General features: G+C 60.2%; 18 protein-coding genes. 7 read left to right on the forward strand and 11 right to left on the reverse strand.

All coding sequences use genetic code 11. The features are described from left to right. Positions 1 to 15: 15 nt before the first annotated feature. Positions 16 to 1,338 carry an amidohydrolase family protein gene (locus HJW02_RS02455; RefSeq protein WP_102722041.1) on the reverse strand — a complete coding sequence of 441 codons (1,323 nt, stop codon included), beginning with the start codon at positions 1,336 to 1,338 and terminating at the stop codon, positions 16 to 18. Positions 1,339 to 1,548: 210 nt separating this feature from the next. On the opposite strand from HJW02_RS02455, the gene HJW02_RS02460 reads away from it, so the two are divergent. From HJW02_RS02460 to queC, 3 genes are read left to right on the forward strand one after another with little or no spacing between them, the layout of a single operon-like run. Beyond that, positions 1,549 to 4,005, forward strand: coding sequence for a mechanosensitive ion channel family protein (locus HJW02_RS02460; protein ID WP_102722040.1), 2,457 nt, complete (start codon positions 1,549 to 1,551; stop codon positions 4,003 to 4,005). Between the two features lie 30 nt (positions 4,006 to 4,035). Beyond that, positions 4,036 to 4,443, forward strand: a complete 408-nt coding sequence (queF, locus tag HJW02_RS02465; protein WP_022398325.1) for a preQ(1) synthase — start codon at positions 4,036 to 4,038, stop codon at positions 4,441 to 4,443. Between the two features lie 8 nt (positions 4,444 to 4,451). Next, on the forward strand, positions 4,452 to 5,144 hold the full coding sequence (gene queC / locus HJW02_RS02470; protein WP_102722039.1) for a 7-cyano-7-deazaguanine synthase QueC: 693 nt from the start codon (positions 4,452 to 4,454) through the stop codon (positions 5,142 to 5,144). A gap of 42 nt (positions 5,145 to 5,186) precedes the next feature. Here queC and tmk read toward each other — a convergent pair whose 3' ends face one another. The 4 genes from tmk to HJW02_RS02490 form a co-directional block, all read right to left on the reverse strand. After that, positions 5,187 to 5,807, reverse strand: a complete 621-nt coding sequence (gene tmk / locus HJW02_RS02475; RefSeq protein WP_022398327.1) for a dTMP kinase — start codon at positions 5,805 to 5,807, stop codon at positions 5,187 to 5,189. Then, complete coding sequence (locus HJW02_RS02480) at positions 5,804 to 7,174, reverse strand: MBL fold metallo-hydrolase (RefSeq protein WP_180971021.1); 1,371 nt, start codon at positions 7,172 to 7,174, stop codon at positions 5,804 to 5,806. The genes tmk and HJW02_RS02480 overlap by 4 nt, the downstream gene beginning before the upstream one ends. A 211-nt stretch (positions 7,175 to 7,385) precedes the next feature. Continuing rightward, a complete protein-coding gene (locus HJW02_RS02485; RefSeq protein ID WP_102722092.1) occupies positions 7,386 to 7,880 on the reverse strand; it encodes a GNAT family N-acetyltransferase in 495 nt (164 codons plus the stop codon). 11 nt (positions 7,881 to 7,891) lie between these two features. Next, positions 7,892 to 9,139, reverse strand: a complete 1,248-nt coding sequence (locus HJW02_RS02490; protein ID WP_146018193.1) for a hypothetical protein — start codon at positions 9,137 to 9,139, stop codon at positions 7,892 to 7,894. Positions 9,140 to 9,206: 67 nt separating this feature from the next. Here HJW02_RS02490 and HJW02_RS02495 point away from each other — a divergent pair, with 67 nt between their 5' ends. From HJW02_RS02495 to HJW02_RS02510, 4 genes are all read left to right on the forward strand, one after another. Continuing rightward, positions 9,207 to 9,494, forward strand: coding sequence for a YkvA family protein (locus tag HJW02_RS02495; protein WP_022398332.1), 288 nt, complete (start codon positions 9,207 to 9,209; stop codon positions 9,492 to 9,494). A 23-nt stretch (positions 9,495 to 9,517) separates the two neighbouring features. Continuing rightward, positions 9,518 to 10,213, forward strand: a complete 696-nt coding sequence (locus HJW02_RS02500; protein ID WP_102722036.1) for a DUF4230 domain-containing protein — start codon at positions 9,518 to 9,520, stop codon at positions 10,211 to 10,213. 111 nt (positions 10,214 to 10,324) lie between these two features. Then, a complete protein-coding gene (gene icd, locus HJW02_RS02505) occupies positions 10,325 to 11,572 on the forward strand; it encodes an NADP-dependent isocitrate dehydrogenase (protein WP_102722035.1) in 1,248 nt (415 codons plus the stop codon). Positions 11,573 to 11,705: 133 nt separating this feature from the next. Then, positions 11,706 to 12,137, forward strand: coding sequence for a VOC family protein (locus HJW02_RS02510; protein WP_102722034.1), 432 nt, complete (start codon positions 11,706 to 11,708; stop codon positions 12,135 to 12,137). Positions 12,138 to 12,242: 105 nt separating this feature from the next. Here the strand turns inward: HJW02_RS02510 and HJW02_RS02515 are convergent, their stop codons facing one another. The 6 genes from HJW02_RS02515 to nrfD all read right to left on the reverse strand — a co-directional run bounded on the left by HJW02_RS02515 (position 12,243) and on the right by nrfD (position 18,894). Continuing rightward, positions 12,243 to 12,395 (reverse strand): hypothetical protein, encoded by a 153-nt coding sequence (locus tag HJW02_RS02515; protein WP_022398336.1) that lies wholly within the window; start codon positions 12,393 to 12,395, stop codon positions 12,243 to 12,245. Between the two features lie 386 nt (positions 12,396 to 12,781). After that, entirely contained in the window at positions 12,782 to 15,100 is a 2,319-nt protein-coding gene (locus tag HJW02_RS02520) for a cytochrome c (RefSeq protein WP_102722032.1), read from the reverse strand. Continuing rightward, complete coding sequence (locus HJW02_RS02525) at positions 15,097 to 16,326, reverse strand: hypothetical protein (RefSeq protein WP_102722031.1); 1,230 nt, start codon at positions 16,324 to 16,326, stop codon at positions 15,097 to 15,099. The genes HJW02_RS02520 and HJW02_RS02525 overlap by 4 nt, the downstream gene beginning before the upstream one ends. Beyond that, positions 16,323 to 17,000 carry a cytochrome c gene (locus HJW02_RS02530; RefSeq protein ID WP_102722030.1) on the reverse strand — a complete coding sequence of 226 codons (678 nt, stop codon included), beginning with the start codon at positions 16,998 to 17,000 and terminating at the stop codon, positions 16,323 to 16,325. The genes HJW02_RS02525 and HJW02_RS02530 overlap by 4 nt, the downstream gene beginning before the upstream one ends. Then, positions 16,997 to 17,557 (reverse strand): quinol:electron acceptor oxidoreductase subunit ActD, encoded by a 561-nt coding sequence (locus tag HJW02_RS02535; protein WP_102722029.1) that lies wholly within the window; start codon positions 17,555 to 17,557, stop codon positions 16,997 to 16,999. The genes HJW02_RS02530 and HJW02_RS02535 overlap by 4 nt, the downstream gene beginning before the upstream one ends. Beyond that, positions 17,554 to 18,894: an NrfD/PsrC family molybdoenzyme membrane anchor subunit gene (gene nrfD, locus HJW02_RS02540; protein ID WP_180971019.1), complete on the reverse strand. Its 1,341-nt coding sequence runs from the start codon at positions 18,892 to 18,894 to the stop codon at positions 17,554 to 17,556. The genes HJW02_RS02535 and nrfD overlap by 4 nt, the downstream gene beginning before the upstream one ends. Between the last annotated feature and the right edge of the window lie 257 nt (positions 18,895 to 19,151).

Below are 19,151 nucleotides of genomic sequence, written 5' to 3' on the forward strand. Positions count from 1 at the left end.
CGTTTCCCGTTTCCGTCAGGACAATCCCAGGAATGCGGAGGGATTGGCCGTCATCAGCTCCTGCCTTTCCTGCTCCGTAAACGTATTCCGGAAGTTCTCCATGTACTCCTTCATCCCGTCCAGAAAAAGAAGGTTCAGATAAAAATCGCTCCCGAACAGGAATTTGCGGCGCACCTGTTCCGGGGCCTTGAGAAAGTACTCCCGCATCTCCCTGAGCTTCGCCGTCTCCGTGATGCAGGACAAATCCGTATGAAGTCCGGGAAACTTCTCCATCATGCCGTAAATCAGCTCCGTCCATTCCATGCCTTCGTCCTGGCAGCCGAAGTGGGCCAAGTTCAGCCGGAGGCGCGGAAAAGCTTCCATCACCTTTTCCCACAGCCGGGGATGGTTCAGGAGTTCCGCCTTCTCCTTCACCCGGAGCTTGTCCGTCAGGCGGTAGTGCCTGAACTCCAGAACGCCGTCATGCGGAACAACCTCTCCATTCCGGTAAACATGCCCGTGCACCGTGATGGAAGGGGAAAAACTGGCAAAGCCGCCGCCGGAGCAATGGGCCGTCAGCGGCACCCCGTGCCGTTCGCAATACTCATACAGGGCCATCAGCGCCGGGTCCGTAGGGGAATAGCCGTTGGGGCAATACAGCTTGAAGCCGTAAAAACCGCCCTTCCCTCCCAATTCCGGAACCAGCCTGTCCGTCATGGGGGAAACGTCTATCGTCCCGTCCGGACCATGCAGCCAGTTGCCGGGGCGGCGGGGGTCCACCACGTAAAACGGAAGCACGCGGCCGGGATGCGCCGCCGCCAGTTTGAGCAGTTCTTCTTCCTGCATCCGGAACGCATCCCGTTTCCCCAGGGGAAGCCGTTCCGTCCGCCTGGACAGGCGGCGGAGCGCCTGCTTCATCTCCCCGATTTCCCTCCTGTCCCCCCTCCCGGCCTGTTCCGCCAGCTCATCAAGCTCCTTCCGGAGCACGGCCCATTCCTTTCTTGCCGCCCTTTTCACCTTCTTCTTGCAGGCCTTCCGCTGTCCGGGCCCGTCGGAACGCCCGGCGCCCTTCATGCAGTAATACAGGTCAAACATCAGCGGCACGACGGTATTGCAGCCGCCCTCCGCCAGCAGCTTGCCGTAAATGTTCTCCGTATCCATCAATCCGGTCTTGAAGAAACGGATGATCTGTTTCAACCCGCTGATGCCCCCCGCGGCTTCCAGACACTCCCGCGGTCCACGGGGACGCATGCGGGAAAGGATGAAATCCACCAGCAGCCTCCAGGAAAGGAACTCGTGGTTGAACAAATGGCAGTGGGCGTCTATGGTTAAAATTTCCGGCTCCTTCATACAATTCATGGAATTATTTATATATTACCCAATATTCCGTTAAAAAATCAATCATGAAATCAATAAGGGCCACCCGCCGGGCAGGGAATGCCGGTTTCTGAAAAAAGTGGCCGGATGATGCGCCGGAAAGTGCGCGCCTTCCCCCGCAGAGCCGTCTCAGGCAGCGGGGGAATATAACCTTGACCGTAATGCCCCCAGCCCCTAGAACTGGAACCGTTCATGAGCATCCCTGATTACCGGACGTTTTTCCGCTGCTGCGCCGCCTTCCTCCTGGCAGGTGTGCTGGCCGCGGGCCATGCTGCGGCACAGCAGGAGGGCGCGCCTGCCGCCGTTCCGGAACAGGTGCAGGAACTCGCCCCCGAGCAGCCCCAGGCGGAGCCTGACCACTCGGAAATGGACACCGTCATCATGGCCCTGTGCCATGAAATCACCATCCTGAAAAAGAATGAGGAAAAAAGGATGGCCATCCGGGAGGCGCTGGTGAAGGAGGCGGACGCCACCTACAATTACTTTGACACCAGGGTGTATGAAATGTCCGCCGTGCTTTACGCCCTGGACGATCAGAAAATCTTCACGCTGGCCTTTTACTGCAAGGCCGCCAGCAGCCTGGTCAAGACGTATTACGCCCAAAGGCCGGACTTCCAGGGACAGGAGGAACGGCTGGACAAGGAAATAGGGCGCATCAAAAAACTGGCGGAATCCCTGGAGGAAGTCAACACGGACAACCTGTCGGAACCCTCCCTGGTGCAGAGGGACGAGGCCCTGTACACCTGCCGCACCCTGGAAGAATCCCTGCTCAAGGAAAAGGAGCAGATCAGCTACCTCAAGGAGCTCTTCAACAGCCTGGGCGGCAAGATAGACGCCCTGAACCATGAAAGCGGCAAGCTGTTCACCTCCCTCTTCAACCGGGTATTCTACACGCCGTCCAACGCGGCCCGGTACATCTTCCTCAAGCCGCTCAAGACGTATGAAATTTGCATGGGGGCCTGGGAAACGTCCGCAGACAGCAAGCTCCAGCTCCCGTCGGACCCGGAAACGCTCAAGCACTACGGGCTCATCCTGCTGGGCATCGTCCTGTGCTCCTACTGCCTTTCCCGCCTCATCGTCTTCCTGGGCTTCAAGAAAACGCTGGAAAAGACGGGCCACTACAACAAGCGCCACGCCTTCACCAACGTCACCACCATCCTCATCGTAGCGATCGTCCTCGTCATCGCCTCCATGCGCACGCCGGACTACCTGCTGAAAAGCGCGGCCTCCCTGGGCGCGGAATTCCTCCTGCTGGTCAGCGCCATCCTGTTCTCCCTGGTGACGCGCCTCCCCTACGGCACCATTAACTCCGGCATCCGCATCTACATGCCCTACCTGCTCCTGGGCGGCTTCTTCATGCTGCTGCGCATGTTCATGGCCCCCAACATCATCGTAGACATTTCCATGCCCGTCCTGTTCACGCTGGTTTCCCTCTTCTCCCTGCTGACCTGGGTGCGGCAGCGGCACAAGCTTCCCCGTCTGGACCGCTTCTTCGCCACCGTCTCCCTGGTGCTCACCATCCTGGGCAGCGGCCTGTGCTGGGCCGGGTTCAGCTTCATGGCCTTCCTGGTGCTGATGACGTGGATCATGCTGATGACCAGCATCCTGCTCCTGGTGGGGCTGTGGAACCTGCTCCACCACTATGAAAACCGCCGGAAGGAACGGAACAAGCAGGCGATCCTGTGGTTCCGCCCCTTCGTCTCCAAGCTGGTGCTCCCCTGCCTGACCATCTTCCTCATCCTGTTCAGCATCATCTGGCCCGCCGCCACCTTCGACATGGGGGACCTCATCATCAACAAAATCTTCGCCACCACGGAAATCAAGGACCTGCTCACCTTCAGCTGGAGCCACGTCATCACGGTCATCCTGATTGCCATTGTGCTCAACTACCTGATCTTCATCGGTAAAAACACCCTGCATGAAGTCTATGGGGAAGACTATGAAGTGGGCATCATCCCCACCTTCGTGACGCTTTCCTCCCTGTTCCTGTGGGGGCTCTTCGTCTTCACGGCCCTCATCATCATGAACGCCAACTACAACGGGCTGCTGATGGTCATGGGCGGCTTGAGCATGGGCATCGGCTTCGCCCTGAAAGACACCATTGAAAACATCATCAGCGGCCTGTCCCTGATGCTGGGGCGCCTGCGGCAGGGGGACATGATCGAATGCGACGGCTACCGGGGCCGCGTCTCCTCCCTGGGCTACCGCTCCACCATGATTGAAACGCTGGACGGCTCCATCATCGCCTTCCAGAACTCCCAGCTCTTCAACAAGAACTTCCGCAACATGACCCGCAACCACAAGTTCGAATGCTCCAAGGTGGAAGTGGGCATCTCCTACGGAACGGACGTGGAGCGGGCGCGCCAAATCGTTCTGGAAACGCTGTCCTCCCTGCCCTTCCTTTCCAAGGTGAAAAAAACCAGCGTGGTGCTGGACAGCTTCGGGGACAGCTCCGTCAATCTGGGCGTATGGGTCTGGGTTCCCGTCATGACGAAGGCCTCCAGCCTTTCCTCCGTGCGGGAACACATCTATAATGCGTTCAACGAGCACGGCATCTCCATCCCCTTCCCCCAGCAGGACCTGTACGTGAAAGAATTCCCCGGCAGGGAACCCGTTCAGGAAAAAGACGCCGCCGCGCAGGAAAACTGAATTTCCACTACAACACAACATCAACCATCCATGTCCGAACCTCTGACTCTACTCGGCTCACAAAGCTCCTTCTTCACCAGCCCTGACGACGCCAAGCTGGAATCCTTCCCCAACCGCGGCACGCGTCCCTACACCATCACGCTGGACACCCATGAATTCTCCTCCCTCTGCCCCGTCACCGGGCAGCCGGACTCCTGCCACCTGACGATCACCTACGTTCCGGATGAAAAGTGCGTGGAAACCAAATCCCTCAAATACTACCTGGCCTCCTACCGCAACTACCCGGCCTTCAACGAACAGATCGTCAACCGCATCACGGATGACCTGGCAGCCGCCATCTCCCCGCGGTGGCTGAAAGTAGAAGGCCGTTTCTCCCCCCGCGGCGGCATCCAGCTGACCGCCATGGCGGAGCACAACCCGGAAAACCGCCCCCTCTGACGCGCGCCATGGATAAGACGGAAACCGCCGTACTGCTCAGCGGGGGGCTGGACTCCAGCGTAGCCCTGCACTGGGCGCACCGGAACCACCGCGTGCGGGTGGCCCTCAGCTTTGACTACGCCTCCAACCACGCGGAACGGGAGCTGGAATGCGCCGCCTGGCAGGCCGCCAGCCTGGGCATAGAGCACCGCGTGATTGACATCTCCCCCATCTCCGCCCATTTGAAATCCGCCCTCCTCTCCGGCGCGGACGACATCCCGGACGGCTCCTATGACGAAGAGCTGATGAAGCAGACCGTCGTCCCCTTCCGCAACGGCATCTTCCTGTCCATCGCGGCCGGGGTGGCGGAAAGCTGCGGAGCGCAGCAGCTTGTCATTGCCGCCCATTCCGGGGACCACAGCATTTACCCGGACTGCCGGGAGGAATTCATGGCCGCCATGACGGAGGCCGTCCGCCTGGGGACCTATGCCGGGCTGGGCATCCTGCGTCCCTTCATCCGCACGTCCAAGGGCGGCATCGCCGCCATGGGCCATGAACTGGGCGTGGACTTCTCCCGCACCTACTCCTGCTACAAGGGCGGTCCCGTCCACTGCGGCGCCTGCTCCACCTGCGTGGAGCGCCGGGAAGCCTTCAGGGAAGCCGGAATCCCGGACCCGACGGTTTATGCGCCTGCGGCGCAGCGACCAAATACCGGGGATTAAATATTAAGGGAAAATTCCCGGCCTCCGACCAGTGGAATACGCCTATTCACTAATCACTTCGGGAAAATTCCCGGAAAGGGCCTTCCGCACTCTTGCCGCCACTTCCTCCTTCCCGGCGTCCGCGTCCACGCGGAGCATCCAGGGTTCATGGATGGAGGCGAACACGTTGCGGCAGGCCGTCAGGCCCGCTTCCGTCTCAAAGGCATCGCGTTCTCCGCGGCTCCCGATGCGTTCCAGAGCCACGGAAACGGGAATATCCAGCCAGACCACGGCGTCCGGCACCGGGGCAAACTCTTCATTGGCGGCGCGGATGACGGAAGTATCCACCCCACGCGCGCCCTGGTAAGCCATCATGGAAAGGTAATAGCGGTCCAGCAACACCCACGCGCCGCGCGCCAGCGCAGGGGCGATCAGCGTCTCCACATGCTCCCGCCTGTCTTTCAGGAATAACTCTACCTCATCCTCTACGGAAAGGCGCCCCGTCACGGCGGAATCCCGCAACATCCGGCCCCACGGCCCGCGCGTGGGCTCAAAGCTCTGCACCACTTCCAGCCCCTTCCCCTCCAGATACTTCCGCAACTGGCCGATGTGGGTGGACTTGCCCGTGCCGTCTATGCCTTCAAAGACGATCAGGCGGCCTTTTCTCTCTCCGGTAAAACTCATGACTCAAACGTATAACGCTGGCCCGGAACGGGAGCGATGATGGTGGAACCCGGCATTCTGGCGGACAGCGTATCATGCATCCACTCCACGGCATCCGGATCACCGTGCACCAGAACCACCTGCCTGGGATTCAGCTTCACGGCATAATTGACCAGGGCGTCACGGGTGGCGTGCCCGGAAAAGTCAAAACAGTCCACCGTACAGTTGCGGCGCACGGGCTGCCCGTTGGGCCGCATCTTCACCAGATCCCCCTCCTGCGCGGCCCGCAGCCGGCCCGCGGGGGAATCCGGGTCCGCATACCCCACAAAAAGAATGGCGTTTTTCTCATGCGGAAGAACCTGCTCCGCCATCACGTTGGAGAGCGTGTTCTCCGTCATCATGCCGCTGGAAACCACGTAAATATTCCCAGGGGAACACACCAGCGGGGCTTTTCCCTTGCGCGGCAGGGGCACGGTCTTTATTTCCTCCTTCAGCTTGAACTCATGGTCGTGCCTGCGGGTCAGCCCGGCAAAACGGTCATAAAGCAGGGAAACCTTCGCGCTCAACCCGCCGAAGTACACGGGCGTATTGGCGGGGATCACCCCCTGCTGCTTGAAACGGTGGATATTGAACAGCATCTCCTGGCTCTTGCCGATGGCGAATACCGGAATCAGCACGGCGCCGCCGCGTTCCAGCGTCTCCGCAATCGCCTTCCCGAACCGCACCATCTCCTCCGGGCGGGAATAATGGGCGCTGCGCTGGAAGCCGCCGCGCGTGCACTCCATAATCAGCGTATCCACGCCGGATTCCGGGAAATCCGCTCCGGGAATCATGCTCTGGTCCTCAAACTGCACGTCCCCCGTATAAAACACCGTATGGCCGCTCTCTCCTTCCAGCATCACGCCCGCGGACCCCAGAATGTGGCCGGCGTCGTAAAACGTGGCCAGCACGTTCTGGCGGAAGCCCACGCGGAACACCTCGTTGCAGGACTTGGCATGCCAGGCGTCGCTCAGCCTGTCCAGGTCGTTATGGGTGAAAAAGGGATACTCCACAATGCCCAGGTCCAGCCTCTTGGCGCTCATCACATTCACGGAATTGTGCAGCATCACTTCAGACAGGGCGGCTGCGGCGGGCGTCATGAATACCTCCGCCGCAGGCTGCTTCTCCTGAAGCACGGGCAGCGTTCCCAGGTGGTCCAGGTGGGAATGGCTTAAAAAAACGGCTTCCACGGAATTGGGCTCCATGGAATCAAAATCCGGCATGGCCGCCATCCCCTCCCTCTTGGGGTGCATCCCGCTGTCAAGCACGATCCGGGTGCCGTCCATTTCAAGCAAATAGCAATTGGCCCCAATCTCCTCGGCCCCGCTGATATTCGTAAAACTGATCATTATATGCCGCAGGAGAGTACCCCCTGCCCCCCGCCGTGTCAATGCCGCCTTCATGTTCGCCCAGGCCGGGAGAAAATGACCGCAGGCAAGCGGGAAAGGCAGCCTCTTCCACTCTCCATGAACCCTGCGCTCAGCTTCCTGACGCCGCCGCACAGGCTTGGGAAACGGCAAGGAAAAATCTCCCCTCTCCTTTCGTGCTGCGCTCTTTCCCTTACAGCATCATTTCATAATCAATGTAATCCCCGAAAAACCCGGTACGGCTTTCATTCCTCCTTTTCCCGCAAATCTTAAAACCTGCGCCTTCATACATTCGCCGGGCGGGAACCGAGCGGGCATTCGTGGTGACGATGATTCTTTTCGCTCCCCTTTTCACGATTCTTTGAAGCGCCTCCCGGAGCTGCATCCTGCCATACCCATGGCCCTTGCGGGAGGAGATAATGCAGTTGTGCCCTATCTCCACGTATTCGGGCATCTTCCTCGGGTCCCACGACGCCAGCCCGACGGCTTTGCCATTCAAGACAGTTATAAAACCGTATTGGTCCGCAATCTGCGGGTTATCAAAGAAAAAATGATCAAACTCCTTCCAGTCGGAAGCGCAGCAATCCTCCCACCTCTCGTCAAAGGAATAGGAGTCCGCCAGTAATTCAAACAATGTTCCCCGCTTAAAGCCGCTTACTTTCCTGAATTCAATGTTTCCATGGTTCATGAACAAAATAATTAAGGGTTAAGGCAACTGGGAACCCCCGCCGGAAGATTCTCATTTTTATCCTGCAACAGGCGCAATTTGCCGCTCCACGGCTTGCTCCGGAGAATGCGAACCCTTTCACAATAGGCGTCCGACTCCTTCTGCGATTGCTTCAGGACGTCCGGATTACGTTGGACATAAGCCATTCTTGCATCGAAGGGAACGCTTCCCTCCAGCAATATCCAGAAAGTATAATCCATAATTTCATAAGCCCAGCTCTTTTCCAGCGCCAGCGCCTGTTTTTCATCCGTCATCCGTTCAAGGATGCCGATGGTCATTTTTATGGATTTAATAATTTGATGCTGGTAGCTTTGTAAAACTGATTCCTGCAAAAGGGAAAGAGCCTGGGGGGTGTTTTCCTTCACCAGAGAGGGAGAAGCTCCCGCATCACGCCACCGCCGGGGTTCTTCTTCCGCTCCGGAGGGGATCAGGAGGGGAATAATCCCGCAGCAGGGCGTGCCTCCTGCAGAAGACGTGAACCCCGCAGGCTTCTTTTCCAAAGCCACGGTCATCGGTTCCGGCAGTTCATGACTGTTGAGGGAAATAATATCGATTTCCCACCTGCTCCGCTTGTGCATGACTCCTGTAAAATAAACGGGAGCCAAATGGGGTGATTCATCATTGATCCAGACGGAAGAATCAACCTGCTCCCTGCCGCTATCAGGGGGAGAACTCTCGGCTTCACCTGCCAGCAAAGGCGAAAGCACTGCACCGAACAACATGCACAGAGAAAACAAAAACCACTTGTTCATCAGACGATTCCAGCACATCGCAAAAGGGAGTGCAACAAGATTCGGAGAAACGGAAGCAATTCCCCATGGAGCCCTTTCCTTTCCCTGCCGCGTTCTCTTGTCGGCACGCCATACCGTTTCTTCCTTCCGGCATCTATTTGGTGCCTGATTCTCTTTCCCCTCTGCCGGTTTGAATGTCATGAAGGGATATTCTGGAAAGAAGGTTCTCCCATATAACGTATTTGCCGTAAACGTTCCACTCTCTTTTAAACGGCAGGACACATACTCCCAGCGGCATCCGGGAATTGCTCTGGACGCAGCCGGAAGCGCATGAGATAATTTCAGAAAAGCTCCCTGATGAAAGAAAAGCCACCCATCAAAGACGATTACAGGCGGTCCCTGCTCTATGTTGCTTCCCAGACAAATAGCCGGGAGGCCATGATTGTGGCGCTCGTTATCATAGGCGGTATCATCTTCTCCTGCCTGCATTCATGCCTTTTCTCCCCGTAACGGAGCGTTCCTTTTCCATTTCCCGCAACTTCACCCTTGCAGCCCCATGAAAAACAAGCTTCCCATTCCACCCAACGGGTCCAGGCAGCAATTCCTGACCAGGGCCATCAATTATTTCCGCAGCCGGGAAGGAGAACCGCGCCTTTTCACCAAACGCAAGCTTGTTCTCCTGGTGCTGACGGCTCTTTATGCCTTTTCCCCCATTGACCTGATTCCGGATTTCATTCCCGGAGTAGGCCAGATAGACGACCTGACCGTCATCGCCTTCACATTCCTGGCCCTGTTCATGCCTCCCCTCAAGAAGGACGGTTCCCATGAAGACCCGGAACCCTGAGTTCCCGTCCCGTACAACGTTTCATGAGTGATACCCCCCCATCCTCCTTCCTGCATTCCCCTGCTGTCGTCGTTCTGGTTAAAGGCGCCGTCCTGATCGGGGCCCTGGCCATGCTGTTCTGGGGCGTGCGGTCCTGCATCACCGCCCCGGTGGAAAAACCGATGGAGGTGGCGGAAAAGTTGATTGAAGCAGGCAGGGAGGTAGGCCTCACCCTGATCAACAAGGGGTTTTCCTCCGACCACGGCGGCGTGGCCCTGATCGTGCAGAAGGACGAGAAGGTAGCCAACCTGGTGACCGTGGAACGGACGTTCGAGTATGAATACCGGTATTCCACCACGTGGTGGTGGAGTAAAAAGACGCTGATCCTGAAAGCGGCCTACCGCGCCCACGGAGGCATTGACCTGGAGGGACCCGAGCCGCTCCGGGTTATCATTCCCGCAGGGAACAAAGGCCCCATTACCGCGGAGGGGCTTCACGGAAAGCTGGTTTCCTGCGAGATGGTGGAGGGCTCCCTCAGAATCGTGAGGGATGACGCCGGCATCTGGAACAGGCTGACTTCCGAAGACGCCGCCATTGCCGTCAACCAGTTGAACGAAAGCGCCCGGAAGCACATCATGGAGAGCGGCTTGATACGCCAGGCGGAAGAAAATTTCCTGCGCCGCCTCCGGGAAGAAGCCGGACAGCCGGAAGAACCGCCCGGAAAGGACCGCTGGTTCTGATACTGCCCGTACGAGAGGCCCGGGGCCATCAAGAGCTCCATGATGCGCACTTCCCCATTCCGTTCTTTTATCTTGCCAAAACGGGCTGGCTCCTATAAAGGAACGCACGTCATGGCCAATTTAACATTCACCCCTCCCACGGACGGCGCAGCCGTCACCATGCAGAACGGCAGGCTTTGCGTTCCGGACAGGCCCATCATTCCCTTCATCATCGGTGACGGAACCGGGCCTGAAATCTGGGCGGCGGCTTCCCGGGTGATTGACGCGGCCGTGAAGAAAGCTTACCAGGGCAAGCGTTCCATTGCCTGGTATGAAGTTTTTGCCGGGCAGAAGTCCTTTGACAACCTGGGTACCTGGCTCCCGAATGAGACGGTGGAAGCCTTCCGGACCTACCTGGTCGGCATCAAGGGCCCCCTCACCACCCCCGTGGGCGGCGGCATCCGCAGCCTGAACGTTACGCTGCGTCAGGATCTGGACCTGTTCGTCTGCCTGCGTCCCGTGCGCTATTTCAACGGCATTGAAACTCCCGTGAAGGCTCCGGAAAAGGTGGACATGGTCGTTTTCCGCGAGAATACGGAAGACATTTACGCCGGCATCGAATTCAAGGAGGGATCCGAGGACGCCAAACTGTTTTTCGACACCATGAGCCGCATCTTCCCGGACCGCATGAAGAAGGTGCGTTTCCCGGAGAGTTCCGGCTTCGGCATCAAGCCCGTTTCCCGTGAAGGCACGGAGCGCCTGGTGCGCGCCGCCATTGATTACGCCGTGGAGAACGGCCGCAAGAGCGTCACGCTGGTTCACAAGGGCAATATCATGAAGTTCACGGAAGGCGGCTTCCGCGACTGGGGGTACGACGTCGCGAGCCGGGAATACGGCGCCCAGCCCATCGGAGACGGCCCCTGGCTGAAGCTTCCCAACGGAATCGTGATCAAGGATTGCATTGCGGACGCCTTCCTTCAGGAAATCCTGCTTCATCCAGAGAATTTCGACGTGGTTGCCACGCTGAACCTGAACGGGGACTATATTTCCGACGCCCTGGCGGCGCAGGTAGGCGGCATCGGCATCGCGCCCGGCGGCAACATCAATTACCTGACGGGCCATTCCATTTTTGAAGCCACGCACGGCACCGGGCCCAAACTGGCCGGACTGGACAAGGCCAACCCCAGCTCCGTCATCCTGTCCGCGGAAATGATGCTGCGCTACATGGGCTGGACGGAAGCGGCAGACCTGCTGATTCAGGCCATTGACCGGGTGATTGCCGCAAAAACAGTCACATTTGACCTCGCGGAAATGATTCCCGGCTCCACGGAGCTTTCCTGCTCCGCCTATGGCGACAAACTGGTGGAAGCCCTGAGCTGACCTTTTCCCCCGCCACTTTCATCCGGCTGCCTTTTCCCGGTACACGGTGCGGAGGGCAGCCTTTTTTTGCAGGGGAACCGATATCCGGGCCATCTCCATCAAACATTTCAAATACCATCCCATGAAGAAGAACATGAACAGAATGAACATCGTCTGCCTTGGAGTCAGGGACATGAAGAAGGCGCTGCAATTTTACCGTGACGGACTCGGTTTTAAAACGGATGAGACGGGCGACCATCCGGACGTCGTCTTTTTCAGCACTCCCGGCACCAAACTGGAGCTGTATCCGCTGGATTTGCTGGCAAAGGACATCAACGGAGAGAATCCTCCGCCCATCGGCGCCGGGTTCGGAGGAATTACGCTTGCCTATAATGCAAAAACGAAGGAGGAGGTAGTTGAAGTCATTGAACTGGCGCGGAACGCGGGAGCCAGGATCGTCAAGGAACCCCAGGATGTTTTCTGGGGCGGCTTCCATGGCTATTTTGCGGACCCGGACGGCTATTACTGGGAAGTTGCCTGGGGACCGAACGATGAATTTGACGACCGGGACATGCTCGTCCTGTAAGCCGGAACTATTTAAATAAAAGGGCTGCCGCACTTGGATATGGTGCGGCAGCCCCGTCATGTTTCCTGGGAAACGGCGTCAGTCCGTCACGGAAACTCTTTTCATTCAGACGCACCCCTTTTCCGTCAGTTCGCAGGGTTCCGGCGGAACGGTCCGTTCAGGCGCCGCTTCCCGGGATTTCCGGGAAGGCAAAGCGGCGGGGGAAGGTTCCGCGGAGCCTCCGGCAAGTTCTTCCACTAGGACGGAAACCATGTCCATGGTTCGTATTGGACCAGGAGCCTACGGAAACACAGGAGTTCCCTACCTTGATATGATCCCCAGGGCGGCTCCGGCGGAATTGGTGCCGACGGACATGGAGCCCGCAATGGTGCCCCGGTCATCCCTGGTGGAAGATTGATAACCTATCACGACATTGTCCGTGCGATTGTCGACGCTGGCATTTGTCCCGACAACACATTTTTGTCCGAAGCAATGGCGGACGTATTTTCCAAATTCATGGAATGGCATTTGCCTCTGTTTCCGCCGCGTATTCAAGAAGCGTAAAGCGTGGAATTTTTCCGCAACCGCCCTCCTGCATTGCTTGAAACCGTGCAGAAAAAACATGCCGCGCGGAGAGCGGCCGGCAACCGTAATGACATGTGCCGTTACAGCTCCCGGCGGATGGCGTCCATCTGTTCCGGCGTGTAGGCCGCCTTTTCCACTCCGCCGAACTGGCGGCGAAGGAACGTGAGCAGGTTCGCCAGGTCACGGGAATTCGTCACGCCGGGCGGCAGCATGGTGGAATTCCATTCCTTCCCGTTCACCGTGATCGGCCCGGTCAGCCCCTGGAGGATGATTTTAACGATTTCCGCATCAGGCTTTTCCTTCAGCCATTCGGACCCGGCCAGGGGCGGATAGGTCACCTTGTCCCCCATGCCGTCGTTGCCGTGGCAAATGGCGCATTTGGAAAGGTACACGCCCCTTCCTTTTTCCATGACGGCGGCCGCACGGGCTCTTTTCAGGCGTTCCATGTCCACCGTGGGAGGATGGACGGCATAGTCCGGATGAATGTGGGACAGGCCAGGAAAAGAATGAATCCGGTCGCGTTTCCGGGAGGGTTCCACTCTCCTGAGGGAAGCAAGATAGTTCAACAGCCGTTCCCCGCGCCCGGAAGGCACCAGTTCCCGGCCCTGCTCCATCCGGACAGGCAGGGCATCCAGGGAAGGGGCATTCCCCTCCACCGGGCGTTCTTCAAACATGCCGGGCATGGAGGGGCACACGGTCCAGGGCTTTTTAAACTGCGGTTCCCGCGGGTTGTAAAGATGAAGGGCCAGCCATTCCCTTACCTGCGCGGCGCGGCGCGTGCCGCCGGATACCGCGTCTTCATATTCCAGCCTGCCTGCGGCGTATTCCGCCGCATTGCTCAAATCCGGCCCTACCGCCGCCACGCCCGCCTGCGGAGCGCCCTCCCCGTTGAATTCGGCATCCATGTCTTCCGGCTCGCTGACCCGGTAAGGGAAATCCGGGTCCGTGCCGCGGTCGATTGCCGTCTGCCAGTCCTTCCCGGACATGGAACGCCGGATGATCTGGGTGTGGCACAGGGCGCACCCCTCAGCGGCATAAATCCTGGCTCCTGCCGCATCCTGGACGGGCCGCCTGACCTCCAGTGAGTCCGGCGCGGGAGCATGCAGCAGGACAGCCGCCGCCGTAGCCAGCAATAGAACAGCCGCAACGGCGGCAATGAAGAAAAGACGCTGCGGAACCGGAGTTTCCATCTCCGGGTTCCCGGCATCCGCCGGACGCCACAGGCAAAGGCTTCCCGCCAGGCACAGGGCCATGGCAACGGCATGGACGCAGGCCGCCAGGCCCACCCAGCCGCTCATCAGTTCCGCGCGCCGGGCTTCCGGAAAAGCCTGAACATCCACCGCGGCAACCACGCCCACGGCATAAGCCAGAAGCACGCCGCAAACGCCGGCGCCCAACAGCCACCATGCCGCAGGAAACCGCACGGGCCCCTTCCTTCCTGCCATCATCAGCGCTCCGGCTCCCAGCAGGATCCACAATTCCGCCTCATGCCACGCGGACAGGGAAAACTGCATCAGCTCCGGCCACGCCCCGGCAAACACGTCCCACACTGCCAGCAAGGCAAGCAGGGAAACCGCGGCTTTCAGCCACGTCCCGGTCTCCGGACCGGATTTCATCCAAAGATACACCGCCATCAGCACGGCGGGAACCGCGGCGCACCACGACCAGACGGCCCCGGCCTCCGCCAGCGCCCAGGGCACAGGAAAACCCCGGAGCCCCCCCAGGCCGCCTACCACCGGAGCCGCCGCCAGCACGGCGGCCATCCAGACGGCTAGTATTCCAAAACCGCGGCCTTTGGCCATGTTCAAGCGGAACGCCGCCGCTCCCAGCGCGGCAAACATCAGCCCGCAGGACAGGCTGCCTTCCAGGGAGGAGGCGTCCAGCAGGCCGTTCATGGACAAAGCCTGCGTATAACCCAGCGCCAGAAGGGCCGCCGCCGTGCATCCTGCGGAGGAACTGAACAGCAGTCGCACGGGCCACGGGAACGGCCGGAACCACGCAGCGCACGCCTTGCCGGCGGCAAGGATGGCAAACACCGGGCAAACCCACCAGTCAAAGGGCATCAGGAGCAGGCCGCTTCCGTCTCCCGCCATAATCGTGGCCATCCCCAGCACAACGCAGAGGTGCCAGAGCCATTCCGCGGGTTTCAGCCGCCTGCATCCGTTCTCCGCCATGAAAGAAAACAGGACGGGGAGGGCCCAGCCGTACACCAGCGCACCGTAAAAGGAGAACATGAGGCGCCCAGCCGGCCACGGCAGCGGAACACCCGCCACCAGTCCGGAGGCATGGACCAGGGACCACACCAGCCCCAGCACGCAGGCCGCCGCCAGCCAGAACAGGGGCAGCCACTCGTCCGGACGGCGGCGGAACAGGGAAGAAACGGCGGCGGGAACATTCATCGTGATTCGGGAAATACCCTGCGGACGCTCAAGGCCCCCAGGAAGGAAAAACAGCAGATCAGGCCCATCGACACCAGGAGCAGGACGAGGGGGAGCCACGTGCCCCACGCAGCCGGTTCCAGCCCAAGGCCGGGGCAGAACATCCAGCACGCTTCCAGCAGGGAGCCAAGCAGGATGCAGATGCAGACCGCGCCCAGCGCAGACGGGCGGCGTCTCAACGCGGGAAAGAGCAAAACGAGGAAAGGCACCAGAAGCTGGAGCGCCAGAGCCGCGGACAGGAGCCCGGACCAGGAGAAGGCGGCGTCATAAAAAGACATTTCAGCCGGAAGGGAGGCATACCATGTAATCATGTACTGGGAGTACGTGATGTATGCTTTCACCAGCACCATGGCCGTCAGCATGCCGCCCAGGCGCGGCCACGGCAATCCCTTCCCTCCGTCCAGCTTCCTCAGGCACGCCGCGGCCAGCACCGCTAATGCCAGAGACGCCAACAGGGCATACGCAGCCATGTACACGGGGAACATGGAAAGAACGGCCCTTCCCGTCCCTGCCAGCATGTCAATCCCCAGCACGCCCAGCATCATCACCGTCACGATCATGCAGAAAGCGGCGCCCCCCCGGCGGAAGGAAGGCTGCCAGACGTTTTTTTCCGCCGCCAGCGTCTCCCATACCTGGGCCATGCTCCAGGCCAGCACTACGATGATTCCCATGCGCACATACAGCCACGCCGGATTCCACCACGCGGGATCAGCCAGGTCCAGCACGCCGAAGGCCTGGACGGCGGGAGAGGAAATATCCGCCACGCCCCAGTAGCGGGCCGCCTCCGGAAAGATGACGGTAGTCAGGCAGCCGACCGTTCCCGCCAGCACCAGAACGCCGGGTAAAAAGCCCCAGCAGGCCGCCGCCAGCACCCGCCTCAGCGTAATGCCCCACCCGGCTCCCGTCAGGGAAGACAGGCAGAGCCAGAACAGGCACCCCAGGCAAACGCCCGTACCGATGACGCCCACCGCCATTCCGGCGGCGGCAAACGGTTTTCTCCATTCATGCAGCCGGGTTCCGGCCACCGTCATCTCATCCCACGGCATGGCGTTAAAAGACTGGCGCATCAGCACGCACCACAGCAGCACGGAAATGATCCACAGGGCAAGGGCGGCGGAACGTCCGGCCCAGCCGAATCCCGGCCTGTCCCGGCGTTCCCTTCCGGTTGATGATATATTGCTGTTCATGGACGGTGTTCCCCCTGTCTAGTAACGGGTCGCTCTTCCTGCGGGGGCGCAGGGAGCGCCTGAAGCCGGCGGACGAACGCCACCAGGCACCAGATTTCCCGGGCCGTGAGAATGTTTCCGAAAGCGGGCATGTTCCCCTGCCCCAGCCGAATGCTCCTGAACATTTTTCCGGGAGAATAGGCCGCATACTTTTCATCCCGGAAGGAGCCTATCTGGGGGTAGGTGTCATAAGCGGCCATGCTGCCGCGTCCGTTTCCATCCGCACCGTGGCAGACGGTGCAATGCGCCAGATACAGCGTGCGCCCCTCCGCCAGCACGTCACGGCTGCGGGAAACCCCGCCCAATTCCAGGGGCATGATATCCTCCTCCCCCCCCTGCATGCGGCCGGAGGAAAAATAGGAGCCCTCCGCGGCAAAGGAATCCCGGTCATTCCCCCGTTCACGGACTGCCTCCCCCGTTCCCAGGGATTGCGCGACGGCATGGGGCGGCGTCAGGCGGACCTTCCGGCCTGCGGGAGTGAAGGGCTCCCGCACCTGCTGGGCGTCCGCCAGCGGACGCTCGTTCATATTGTCAAACAAATGGGGCGCGGCATTCCTGCCCCCGTCATCCCTCACCATGAACCAGAGCGCCCCCAGCAGAACCAGGGCGGCTATCGCCGTTACGCCGCCTCTCATGAACGGCCCCCTTCCTCATGGATGTATTCGCTCGCGTCCGGATGCAGTGCCGCAGCAAGAGCGGCGGCACGATCTTCACGGCCGCCTTCCAGCAGAATGAAATAACCGTCCCCGTGTTCATCCGTCCTGAAGAAATCACACTCGAACGCCCAGTCGTTCCACCGGGGGAGAACGGCCCCTTTCAGGAACCCGGCGGCAGTCAGAAGTCCGGCCCCGAGCAAGGTCCCTTCAAACAGGGGGGGAACGTACGCGGGCCAGTTGTCCCAGCCCTGCACCCTGCCCTGGGTCATGAGAGGGTCCGCACAGAACTGCGTCCAGTAAAGCCACAGGGCCACGCCCAGGAATCCGCACACTCCGCCAGCCGCGGCCCACAGCCGCACGCCTGCGCCTACGGCCCTCCCGGCATGGCGGCTGGCAAGCCGGACGGCGGCGCAGGGATAAGGCGCACAGACCTCCCAGAAGACGCCCTCCTCCTTCACCAGCGTCCGGACGGCCTGAAGGAGCGCCTCTTCCGAAGAAAAGGAAAGCACCCAGCCGGAAGTGACGCGCTTCTTCATGCCCCGCCCTCCTTGTTCAGGGATTGCTGTTCCCGCACGTCGCACAGGGAAAAAAACGGAGTCACGCGCACCAGCGCCATGTACAGCGCCGTGAACAGCCCCACGCTCCCGGCCATCATGGCCAGGTCCGTCAGGCTGGGGGAATAATCCCCGATATTGGCGGCCAGCAGGGAGGCTTTCAGGGAATTCACGACGATCCAGAAGCGTTCCATCCACATGCCGGCAAGCACGCCCAAGGCCACGACCGCAATCACCCACCGGTTGGTGCGCAGGGAGCGGAACCAGAACACCTGGGGGAGCAGCACGTTCCCGGCGACCATGGCGCCCAGGAACACGGCATTCACGGGATTCCTGCCCGGGAACAACGCCGGAGAGCCTCCATTCAGCACCACGGCCAGGTGCTCCCACAGATACATGGCCCCCATCACCAGGGCCAGGGCCAGCACGAAGCGGGAGCTCAAATCCAGAATGGCCGGCGTAATGGCCTGCCGGACGCCGCTGCCGGACATCAGGCGGCGCACCCCCAGAAGAATCAACTGGACCATCGCCATGCCGCTCAAAATGGCGCCCCCCACGAAATAGGGCGGAAAAATGCTCTGGTGCCACCCCGGCACCTGCGTCACGGAAAAGTCAAAGCTCACCACGGAATGGACGGATACCACCAGGGGAGTCAGGATGGCCGCAAAAAGCAGGCTGGCCTTTTCATAGGCGCGCCACTGGCGCCCCGTCCCCTGCCAGCCCAGAGCCAGCCATCCGTACCGCCGCCTCAAATGCCCCGCGCAGCAATCCCGCAGCAGGGCGAAATCCGGCACCAGCCCGATGTACCAGTACAACAGGGAAAGCAGGAAATACGTGCTGACGGCCATGACGTCCCACATCAGGGGGGAGGCCATGTCCGGCCAGATGCCGCTCACCTCCGGCAGGGGGGAGGCCATCCACGCCATCCAGACACGCCCCACGTGCACCACGGGAAAGACGGCGGCGCAGACCACCGCGCACAGGGTCATCTGTTCCGCCCCGCGGGCAATCGGGCTTCTCCACGACTGGCGGGTCAGCAGCAGGACGGCCGAAATCAGGGTGCCCGCATGTCCCAGGCCTATCCAGAAGACAAAATGCACGATGTCCAGCCCCCACACCACGTTATTGTTCAGCCCCAGCACTCCCACACCCTCCGCGGCAATGCGCCAGGAACTCCACCCCACGCCCCACGCCGCCAGCAGCACGCTGGCGAGAAACACGCTCCACCATACGGGGCCGAGAGGCTTCCGCACCTCCGCCAGCATGGTCTTCACCGGAACGGCGGAGGAAGAAAGGGCTGGCGCTGGTCTGGTCATCATCTGCATATGGGGCGGAAGCTCGTTAGAGCTTACTTGAGTGCTTTTTCCCGTCAATTCAAAAGGGGAAGGCACGTGACATGACGCGAGGTTCTGTTTTCCGGGGGCATATTCCCGGGAGTAAGGGGCTCCGGCCCCTTACAAACTCCGGACAGGAAATGGAAAAAGGAAAAATCCCCTGCGCTATGCTGCGGAAGAGGTTTCACGCACGAAGGCCTCCGGCCTTCGCTCCCGGGAGAAGCTCCACAAACATTCAAATA

It is taken from the genome of Akkermansia sp. GGCC_0220, from assembly GCF_017566105.1.
Classification (GTDB): domain Bacteria; phylum Verrucomicrobiota; class Verrucomicrobiia; order Verrucomicrobiales; family Akkermansiaceae; genus Akkermansia; species Akkermansia massiliensis.